Here is an 8035-nt window from a genome sequence, read left to right as displayed (position 1 = left end):
GACCAAGGGCCGCATCACCTTCCGCGTGCGCTAGAGGCGGCTTGGCCAAGCCGCCGCTCCAGCGCCTGGTGCTCGCATCGGCAAGCCCCAGGCGGCTCGACCTCCTGCGCCAGATCGATCTCGTCCCCGACGAGGTCGAGGCCGCCGAGATCGACGAGACTCCTCTGAAATCGGAGACACCGCGCCAGACGGCGCTGCGCCTGGCGGCCGGGAAGGCCGCCAAGGTCGCCGCCGAGCGGCCCGGCGCCTACGTGCTGGCCGCCGATACGGTCGTGGCCGTGGGCCGCCGCATCTTGCCGAAGGTGGAGACCCCCGCTGAGGGCCGTCGCTGCCTGGAACTGCTGTCGGGTCGCGCGCACCGTGTCCTGACCGGCGTGGCGGTGATCGCGCCTGACGGCCGCAGCGCCAGCCGCCTGGTCGAAAGCCGGCTGACCTTCAAGCGACTGAGCATAACCGAGATCGAGGCCTATCTCGAAAGCGGCGAGGGCGTGGGCAAGGCCGGTGGCTATGCGATCCAGGGCCGGGCCGGCGCCTTCGTCATTTCGCTCCAGGGCTCCTACCCGGCGGTGGTCGGCCTGCCGCTCTATGAGACGGTGAACCTCCTTCGTGGCCAGGGCTTCACCCGGGCATGAGCCAGCGCGCCCTCTTCCTCGACCGCTCCATCGGCGAGAGCCGCGGCGTCGTCCTGCTGGACGGCGAGCCGGAGCGGCTGCTGATCGAACGCGAGGGCGATGATCCCGCCACGCGCCTGGGCGCGCGCCACGTCGCGCGGGTGCGCAAGGTCGAGCCGGCCTTCGCCTCGGCCTTCGTCGACCTCGGCGGCGTCGAGGCGCTGATGGCCTTCAAACCCGACGCGCGGCCGGTGGAGGGCGCCTCCCTGGAGGTCGAGATCCGCACCGAACCGCGGGCCGGCAAGTTGGCCACCGTCCGCGTTCTTGGCCCGGCGCAGGGCGCGCCCCGGCTGCTGGCCCTTGCGCCCGGCCTTTCCGAGCAGCTCCAGGCCTTCGCCCGCGACGCGCAGATTACCGAGGGCCGCGAGGCGCGCCAGGTCGCCGACGAGGCTGAGGCCGAGGTGCTGGAGACCGTCCACCGTCTGCCGGGGGGCGGCGACATCGCCATCGAGCAGACCCGCGCCCTGGTCTCGGTCGACGTCGATATCGGCGAGCGCAAGGGCAACGACGTCAAGCGGGTCACCCGCCGGGCCAATCTGGCGGCCCTGTCGACCGCTGCGCGCCTGCTGCGGCTCAAGGGCATGGGCGGAATCGTGGTCTTCGACCTGGTCGGGCGGGGGCATGACGGCAATGCGCTGCTCACCGCGGCCCGCGCCGCCTTTGGGCCGGACAATCCGGGCGTTGCGATCGGCCCCGTCGGGCGTTTCGGCACCATGGAGATGACGATCCCCCGCCGCACCACCCCGCTGCGCGACATCCTGTGCGACGCTGGCGGCGGGCTTTCCGACCGCACGCTTGCCTTGCGCCTGATCCGCGCCATCGAGACCGAGGCCGCCAGCCAGCCCGGCGCACGGCTGGCGGCGACTTGCGCGCCGGCGGTGGCCGAAGCCGCCCGACCGCTGGCCGAACGCCTGGCCGGCAAGATCGGCGCGCGCTTCTCCATCCAGCCCGAGGACGCCCTGCGCCGCGACCGCTTCGAGGTGAAGGCGCTATGAGCGCGCCATGTCCGATCTGCGGCAAGCCGGCCCAGCCCGACTACCGCCCGTTCTGCTCCAAGCGCTGCGCGGACGTCGATCTCCAGAGGTGGCTGAGCGGGCGCTACGCCATCCCGTCCACGGACGACGAAGCCGCGGGCGAGGGAAACGACGAAGACTGAAATCGGCGGCTGGACAGCCGCCAGCGGCTCTTCTATAGACGCGGCTCCCGCGCAGGCGGGACGGCTTCGCCGCCCGATCAGCCGGGCGGAACGCCCAGGGCCTGGGTAGCTCAGTTGGTAGAGCAGCGGATTGAAAATCCGCGTGTCGGTGGTTCGAATCCGCCCCCAGGCACCATTTTCCAGTCAGTTCAGATACCCTCGCAAAGCCCCCCACTGAGCCAGCTTCTGCGCATAGGCCAAGGTGTGCGCCGGGCTGCTGGAGGGCAGGGTGATGAGGGTTGGTCCCTCGGTCAGCACCCGCCGCCCGAGCGCGGAGGCCTTGCCGCCGTTGAACGCCACGGCGCGCAGATCGGGCAAGGCGGCGCAGAGGTCCGGCAGGGCGTTCGCCTCGTGATCCCGGATGGCCGTGTCCAGGCTGCCCGCGCGCCTGGCCGAGCGAACGACGTCCCAGAGGCCGACGCCGGCCGCCAACAAGGCTTGCAACCTCTCATCGTAGGGGAGGGCCGCGAGCTCTCGGCCGATCACCGCGCCGATCAGCCGCCAGAACTGGTTTTGCGGGTGGGCGTAGTATTGGCCCTGCGCCAGCGAAACCTCGCCGGGCAGGCTGCCGAGCACCAGCAGCCGGGTCCGCGCATCGGCGACGGCGTCGAATGACGATTTGCGACCTTCGAACGAACGGGGCCCGACCATATGCCTCTTATGGCCCGCGCATGCGGGGGCGGGAACCCTGGCGCGTCGGTGCCGTCCAATCGCTCGATAACGCAAGGAGCAGCCTATGGATCGACGTTTCCTCGATATCGCCGCCGGCGCCGTTTCAACGCCGGCCGAGCGGCCATCGCGAGCGGAGGTCGAGGCGGCAGTGCGCACCCTGATCGCCGCCACCGGCGATGATCCGGCCCGCGAGGGCCTGCGGGACACCCCGGCCCGGGTCGCCCGCGCCTATGGTGAATGGTTCTCAGGCTACGGCCAGGATCCGGCGCGCCTGCTGGAGAGGGTGTTCGGCGAGGCGGCTGGCTATGACGATACTATCCTGCTGCGCGCGATCCCGGTGGTCTCGACCTGTGAGCATCACTTGGCGCCGATCCAGGGCCTAGCGCATGTGGCCTATCGCCCGCGCGACCGGGTGGTGGGCATCTCCAAGCTCTCGCGGTTGGTCGACGCCTATGCGCGCCGGCTGCAATTGCAGGAGCGGCTGACCAACCAGATCGCCCAGGCGCTGGACGGTGCTCTGAACCCGCGCGGGGTCGGCGTTGTGATCGAGGCGACGCACGGCTGCATGTCGACGCGCGGGGTTCGCCAGCACGGCGTCTCGTTGGTCACCAAATGCTGGCTGGGTGAGTTCCGCACCGACCGCGGGCTGCGCGACGAACTGATGGACTCGCTGCGTTCGGCGCGGCGAGGCGCAGCGGACTAGAGGAGGGAACCTTTGTCGGGCGCCGTCATCCAATGGGACGAACAAGGGCCAGGAAACGGGGACCGGAAGATCATGGGCGTGCAGCCGCAGATCGACTACGAGACGCTGGACGACCTGGGCCTGGCCGCGCGCATCGTCGCGCGCGACCCGATGGCCGTACGCCTAGTCACCCGCCGCAACAACCAGCGCCTGTTCCGCGCGGCCTGGAGCGTGCTGAAGAGTCGGCCCGACGCCGAGGACGCGGTGCAGAGCGCCTATCTTAAGGCGTTCGCCGCCATCCACAGCTTTCGCGGCGGGGCCGCGCTCTCGACCTGGCTGACCCGGATTGTGGTCAACGAAGCGCTGGAACGCCGACGAGCAGGCCTACGCCGAACTGCGCGGCTGACCGGGGGGGGCGTGGTCGTCATGGAAGAGTACCGGGACAAGCTGATGCGTGGGTCGATGAACGGGACGCCCGACGACAGCCTGGCGCGGGCGCAGATTCGCCAGATGCTGGAGGCGGCGATCAGCCGCTTGCCGCAGGACTTTCGACTGGTCTTCGTACTACGCGAAATCGAAGGCCTGAGCGTTGAGGACGCCGCCCAAGCGCTGGGCGTGCCGCCGGCCACTATCAAGACCCGCCATCTGCGCGCGCGCCGACGATTGCAGCAGGACCTCGCCCCCGACCTGCGCGCGGCCCTGGAGGGCAGCTTCCCTTTCGCCGGCGCCGACTGTGACGCCATGACCGAAGAGGTCCTGCGCCAGTTCTGCGCGCCCGACCCTAATTCAAAAGGAGCAACCGACCATGACTGACCAAGTCCGTTTCCTTGACCGCAGGGCCGCCCTGACGGCCGGCGCACAGACCTTGTCGGCGGCCGGCGTGCTGGCCGTGCTGGGGGTGGCCACGCCCCGCGGCGCCTTGGCCGCCGCCAAACCCTCACAGGACGTGCAATTGCTGAACGCCGCCATCGCCCTGGAGCACGAAGGCATCGCCGCCTATCAGATCGCTGCTGAGAGCGGTCTCCTGTCGCCTGGCGTGCTCAAGGTGGGTGTGACCTTCCAGGGGCATCACAAGCAACACCGCGACGCCTTGGCCGACGCGGTCCGTCGCCTGGGCGGGAAGCCGGTTCAAGCCAAGGGGCTCAGCGCCTACGCCGCCGACCTGGGCGCAGGCGGGTTGAAGGACGAGGTCGGGGTGATGAAACTGGCCCTGAAGCTCGAGCGCGGGGCGGCTAACGCCTATCTCGGCCTGATCCCGTCGCTGGGCGGGACGGACTTGCACTTGCTGACCGCGCGTATGGCCGGGGACGAAGCCTTCCACGCCGCTATCCTCGCCAGCGCGCTTGGCGAGGCGCTTCCCCAGAACGCGCTGATGTTCGGTTGAGGTGATGACCCGGTCCATGATCTCCCCGCGTTGGGCGGCCCTTACCTTCGTCGTGGGCCTCATGACTTTCCCGCCGGTTCTGTCGCGGGCCGGGGCGGCTCCGCTTTCCGGCGATCCCAACCGGGGGGCGGGACTCTACGAGACGCGCTGCGGCGCCTGTCACTCGTTGGACGCCAACCGCATTGGCCCGGCCCACCGTGGAGTCTTCGGCAGGCGGGCGGGGATCGCGCCTGGCTTTACCTACAGCCCTGCGCTCAAAGCCTCTGGCCTGACCTGGACCGCAGTCAATCTCGATCTGTGGCTGACGGCGCCGACCAAGCTAGTCAAGGGCACATCCATGGGCTTCCGGCTCGGCTCGGCGCAGGAACGGGCCGACGTCATCGCCTATCTGGCCAGCCCGGCCGCCGCGCGAAGGGCGGGCCGATAGCCCCAAGGGCGGTCGCTTTTTCTCCAGGAAGTCTGTTAGGTCGAGGGCAAAGCGCCGGGAGCCCGCCATGACCGACTTCATCATCCACAACGCCCATCTGCTGGACGTCGCCGTCGGGGAGCGACGCGGCGGAGCGTCCATCCGCGTCGAGGCCGGCAAGGTGGTGGAGTTGGCCGAGGACGGCAAGGCGTTGGCCGCGGGGGCCGATGTCGTGAGGCTCGACGCCGGTGGGCGTACTCTCATGCCGGGCCTGATCGACGCCCACGTCCACGCGGCGATCACCACCATGGACCTGGGGGCCATGGGCCGGCGCCAGACCTCGTGGATCGCCATCGAGACCAAGTTCATCCTGGAGGGGATGCTGCGCCGGGGCTTTACGACCGTGCGCGACGCCGGCGGCATGGACCCGGGCATCACCAACGCCCTGGATCGCGGCCTGGTGAAGGGACCGCGGGTGTTCCGCTCGGGTCGGGTCATCAGCCAGACCGGCGGCCATGGCGATTCCTCCGGCGTCAGCCAGCACCCGCAGCTCTGCGCCTGCGATATCAAGTCCTCGGCCTTCAGCCACGTCGCCGACGGGGTCGATGCGGTGCGAAAGGCCGTGCGCGAAGAACTGAAGGCCGGCGCCCACCAGATCAAGGTGATGGCCGGCGGCGGCGTCGCCACGCCCTCCGATCCCATCGACATGGTCCAGTACACCGAGGCGGAAATCCGCGCGGCGGTGGAGGAGGCGGCCGCCCGCCGCACCTACGCCTTCGCCCACGCCTATATTCCCGAAGCCATCGAGCGGGCGGTGCGGGCCGGCGTGCGTTCGATCGAGCACGGCAACCTCATCGACGAGGCCTCGGCTAAGTTCATGGCGCAGCAGGGCTGTTACCTGGTCCCCACCCTGGTCACCTACGACCAGATCGCCGAGTTCGGGAAGAAGCTGCGTTTCCCCTCCGAAAGCCTGAAGAAGCTGGACGACGTGTTCGGCGCCGGGCTCGGCGCTTTGGAGATCGCTCGCCGCGCCGGGGTGAAGATGGGCTTTGGAACCGACCTGCTGGGCGAAACCCATCCGGCCCAGTCCAAGGAGTTCGTGCTGCGCGCCCAGGTGCTGCCGGCCGCCGAGATCCTGGCGTCCGCGACCCTGGTGAACGCCGAGATGATGGGGCAGACGGGCAAGCTGGGCGTGCTCATGCCCGGCGCCCACGCCGACCTGCTGCTGGTGGACGGCGATCCCCTGGCCGACATCTCGGTGCTGAACGGGCAGGGTGAGCGCCTGGATCTGATCGCCCGGGGCGGCGAGATCGTGGTGAACCGGCTGTGAGCGCGGTCCGCTCGGTCATCCGCTTTCGGGTGAAGCCCGGCCGGGAAGCCGATTTCGAAGCCGCCTTCGGCCAGACAGGCATGCTGACCCGCCCGCGGGCGATCGACGGCTTTCTCGGCGCCGAGCTGGTCGCGGCCGAGAGCGGCGGGGAGTACCTGGTGATCGGCGCCTGGCGCGACGCCGAGGCCTATCGCGCCTGGCAGGCCGTCTCGGCCGCCGACGCCCCGCGCGAGGCGATGCGCGCCCTGCTGGACACCCTGGCCGACCCGCGCCCCGGCGCCGTCTACCGGATCGTTTCGACCTCCTGAACGGGGCGCGGCTCCGCCCGCCATGGCGCCCAGGACACGCTCACGGCCTTGCGATCCTCGCATGGCCGAACGCCGGTTGACTCGGGGGCGCCTCGCTTCCATGTCCCCGACGCGGCGGAACGGCGACCGGAGACGATGCATCGACCGTCGGTTCGCTAGGCAGGCTTGTCATATTTTAAGACCGACGTTCGTCCAATTTCGCTGCGTTGCAGCATAAAATTCGATTTGAAACTCGATTTTCTCGGCCGATTGCACGGTCGAATTGTTGTGCGCTGCAACACGACAGGCGCGGCCGAAGGTTTCTTGAGGCCGTACCCTCAAGTATGCCCCCTTGACGCTTGGAAAAGGGGTTGCCAAAGGACCCCTGCCGCACGTCTAACATAGCGGTAAGACTTTGAGCTCCTCTCGGGGAGTCTGAAAGTCGCTCCCGTATCCGAACGCCCGGTTTCACGTACGTGAAAATTAGGCGCCACGGGTCGGGCGCAGCGAAGCGGCTCTCGCGTCTTGCCTGGTGCAAACCAGTCGTGACGACGGGCTTGTTTAGTTAGGGTGGGAGACGCTCTCGCGCGACGACCCTTCGGTCCAAACGTGCTAGACCAATCAGGAACTGGCGACAGATGCTCGACAATAAACGAAAGACCCCTTTCATCGCTCTCATCGGTGCGGTTGCGCTGATGGCGAGCGCGCCGGCGTTCGCGCAGGAAGCTGCCGCCCCGGCCGCTCCGGCCGCCGCCGAAGCTCCGGCCGCCGACGTTGCGGCCGTCCCCGCGGCTGACGCCGCCGCCCCGGCCGCCGAAGGCGCGGGCGACGTCGAACCCGCGAAGATCGAACATGCCGGCAAGCTGACCGTCATGCAGATGTTCCTTGACGCCGAACCGGTCGTTAAGGTCGTCATGATCGGCCTGGTGCTGGCCTCGGTCCTGTCCTGGACCCTGCTGGTCACCAAGCTCCTCGAGTTCGGCTCGCTGAACCGCACCTCGGATCGCTTCCTCGAAGCCTTCCGCGGCGCCAAGTCGGTCAACGACATGGGCCGTATCGCCGCCGCCGAAGAGTTCGAAGGCAACCCGCTGGCCGACATGGCTACTGCGGCGACCCAGGAAATCGAACTGTCGCGCCAAGCCGGCCTGTCCGTGAACGGCGAACACCGCGAAACCACCCTGCACCGTGCGGAATCCGCTGTCGGCGCGGTTCAAGCCTCGCTGGGCAAGCGTCTGTCGAGCGGCATGCAGTTCCTGGCCTCGGTCGGTTCGTCCGGTCCGTTCATCGGTCTGTTCGGCACCGTCTACGGGATCATGAACTCCTTCATCGGCATCGCGAACACCAACACCACCAACCTGGCCGTCGTCGCCCCCGGTATCGCCGAAGCGCTGCTGGCCACCGGTATCGG

The 8035-nt window shown here is 69.0% G+C and carries 11 protein-coding genes and 1 tRNA gene; 11 read left to right on the top strand and 1 reads right to left on the bottom strand.

Annotated features, from left to right (window positions below; translation table 11 throughout):
- Positions 1-41 precede the first annotated feature (41 nt).
- From ACE3TL_RS15805 to ACE3TL_RS15790, 4 genes are all read left to right on the top strand, one after another.
- Entirely contained in the window at positions 42-632 is a 591-nt protein-coding gene (locus ACE3TL_RS15805) for a nucleoside triphosphate pyrophosphatase (RefSeq protein WP_374579628.1), read from the top strand.
- A complete protein-coding gene (locus tag ACE3TL_RS15800; RefSeq protein ID WP_374579627.1) occupies positions 629-1666 on the top strand; it encodes a ribonuclease E/G in 1038 nt (345 codons plus the stop codon). Before ACE3TL_RS15805 ends, ACE3TL_RS15800 begins: the two co-directional genes overlap by 4 nt.
- The gene (gene yacG, locus ACE3TL_RS15795) at positions 1663-1827 is read left to right on the top strand and encodes a DNA gyrase inhibitor YacG (protein WP_374534710.1); all 165 of its coding nucleotides are present in this window, start codon (positions 1663-1665) and stop codon (positions 1825-1827) included. The genes ACE3TL_RS15800 and yacG overlap by 4 nt, the downstream gene beginning before the upstream one ends.
- Positions 1828-1926: 99 nt before the next feature.
- Positions 1927-2002: transfer RNA gene (locus tag ACE3TL_RS15790), tRNA-Phe, on the top strand.
- Positions 2003-2010: 8 nt separating this feature from the next.
- On the opposite strand, the gene ACE3TL_RS15785 is transcribed toward ACE3TL_RS15790, so the two are convergent.
- Positions 2011-2517: a DNA-deoxyinosine glycosylase gene (locus tag ACE3TL_RS15785; RefSeq protein ID WP_374579626.1), complete on the bottom strand. Its 507-nt coding sequence runs from the start codon at positions 2515-2517 to the stop codon at positions 2011-2013.
- 85 nt (positions 2518-2602) lie between these two features.
- Between ACE3TL_RS15785 and folE the strand changes: the two genes are divergently transcribed.
- From folE to ACE3TL_RS15750, 7 genes are all read left to right on the top strand, one after another.
- Positions 2603-3241 (top strand): GTP cyclohydrolase I FolE, encoded by a 639-nt coding sequence (folE, locus tag ACE3TL_RS15780; protein ID WP_374579625.1) that lies wholly within the window; start codon positions 2603-2605, stop codon positions 3239-3241.
- 12 nt (positions 3242-3253) lie between these two features.
- Complete coding sequence (locus ACE3TL_RS15775; protein ID WP_374579624.1) at positions 3254-4033, top strand: RNA polymerase sigma factor; 780 nt, start codon at positions 3254-3256, stop codon at positions 4031-4033.
- Positions 4026-4604 (top strand): ferritin-like domain-containing protein, encoded by a 579-nt coding sequence (locus ACE3TL_RS15770; protein WP_374579623.1) that lies wholly within the window; start codon positions 4026-4028, stop codon positions 4602-4604. The genes ACE3TL_RS15775 and ACE3TL_RS15770 overlap by 8 nt, the downstream gene beginning before the upstream one ends.
- A gap of 4 nt (positions 4605-4608) precedes the next feature.
- A complete protein-coding gene (locus ACE3TL_RS15765; RefSeq protein ID WP_374579622.1) occupies positions 4609-5031 on the top strand; it encodes a cytochrome c family protein in 423 nt (140 codons plus the stop codon).
- Positions 5032-5098: 67 nt separating this feature from the next.
- Complete coding sequence (locus tag ACE3TL_RS15760; protein WP_374579621.1) at positions 5099-6340, top strand: amidohydrolase family protein; 1242 nt, start codon at positions 5099-5101, stop codon at positions 6338-6340.
- Entirely contained in the window at positions 6337-6648 is a 312-nt protein-coding gene (locus ACE3TL_RS15755) for an antibiotic biosynthesis monooxygenase (RefSeq protein ID WP_374579620.1), read from the top strand. The genes ACE3TL_RS15760 and ACE3TL_RS15755 overlap by 4 nt, the downstream gene beginning before the upstream one ends.
- Positions 6649-7265: 617 nt before the next feature.
- Positions 7266-8035 (top strand): MotA/TolQ/ExbB proton channel family protein (locus ACE3TL_RS15750; protein WP_374579619.1); only part of this gene is annotated, 770 nt, incomplete at its 3' end.

This window comes from Phenylobacterium sp. (genome assembly GCF_041920015.1).
Lineage (GTDB): Bacteria > Pseudomonadota > Alphaproteobacteria > Caulobacterales > Caulobacteraceae > Phenylobacterium.
Note: the sequence above shows the minus strand (reverse complement) of the source record. Positions and strands in the feature narration are given on the sequence as shown.